General features: G+C 39.5%; 2 protein-coding genes. One reads left to right on the top strand and one right to left on the bottom strand.

All coding sequences use genetic code 11. The features are described 5' to 3' along the window. Positions 1 to 1054 (bottom strand): bifunctional succinylornithine transaminase/acetylornithine transaminase (locus VXQ92_RS18170; protein WP_416682746.1); only part of this gene is annotated, 1054 nt, incomplete at its 3' end. Between the two features lie 135 nt (positions 1055 to 1189). On the opposite strand from VXQ92_RS18170, the gene VXQ92_RS18175 reads away from it, so the two are divergent. Next, positions 1190 to 1357, top strand: a 168-nt coding sequence (locus tag VXQ92_RS18175; protein WP_416682747.1) for an Lrp/AsnC family transcriptional regulator, incomplete at its 3' end; no start/stop codon positions are given.

Consider the following 1357-nt stretch of genomic DNA (forward strand, 5'->3'; position numbering starts at 1 on the left):
CTTTACCTGCATATTCAGCTTTTAGTACACAGCCAATCAATAAACCTTGACCACGAATTTCATCAAATACTTGATATTCAGCATTTAAAGTATTTAAGGCATCAAGGAAATATTGATGACGGTGTTTTACGCCTTCAAGTACTTCTGGTGTATTAATAAACTCAAAAACTGCACCTGCAACTGCACTCGCTAACGGGTTACCACCATAAGTTGTACCGTGCGTACCCACTGAAAAATGCGGCGCAAATTTATCAGTTGTTAACATTGCACCGACCGGGAAACCACCGCCCAATGCTTTTGCAGTAGTTAGTACATCCGGAATCACACCGTAGTTCATGTAGGCATAAAGTGCACCGGTACGGCCCACACCAGTTTGTACTTCATCAAAAATAAGTAAGGCACCGAACTGATCACACAGTTCACGTAAACCTTTTAAAAATTCGATATCAGCAGGAATAACCCCACCCTCACCTTGCACAGGCTCTACAATTACTGCACAAGTTTGTTCATTTATGACTGCTTTAGCCGCTTCTAAATCATTATAAGCAACATGGCTAATACCGTTTGGAAGTGGTGCAAAGTCTTGTGAATATTTTGGTTGGCCACCTGCCGAAACGGTAAATAAAGTACGGCCGTGGAAAGCATTGTTAAATGCCACAATGCCACTTTTACCTGCAACACCGCTGTCGAGTCCAACTTTACGCGCAAGTTTTAAAGCTGCTTCATTCGCTTCTGCACCTGAGTTACAGAAGAATACCTTGTCTGCAAATGTATTTTCGGTGAGTTGTTTAGCAAGGCGTAGTACTGGTTCATTGGTATAGCCATTACCGACGTGCCAAAGTTTTTTTGCTTGTTCTGTTAACGCATTGACTGCCACTGGATGCGCATGACCTAATGCATTTACTGCAATCCCGCCTGCAAAATCGATATATTCTTTATTTTCTTGATCCCAGATACGTGAACCTTCACCACGTACCGGAATGAAATTTGCCGGTGCAAATACTGGAACCATCCACTCGTTAAAGTCACCACGAGAAACTGCAAAATTATTCATCTTATCTAGTCCATTAAATTGAATTATTCGGGTTAACTGATGACCTTATTATTCAAAATCAAATTGATTCACAAAATTTGTAATTCAGTAAAAAATGAATTATTTTTTACCAATCTGATAATTGACAATTACATTATGGACAATATTGATCAAATTATTTTAGGTTTACTTAAAGATAACGCACGGATGTCTGTAACCGAATTAGCCGAAAAAGTTCACGTCTCAAGAGCAACGATTAAAAAGAGAATGGAGTATCTTGAATCTTCGGGCATTATTACCGGATATACGGTTCGTTTTAAACCA

It is taken from the genome of Acinetobacter sp. 228, from assembly GCF_048147885.1.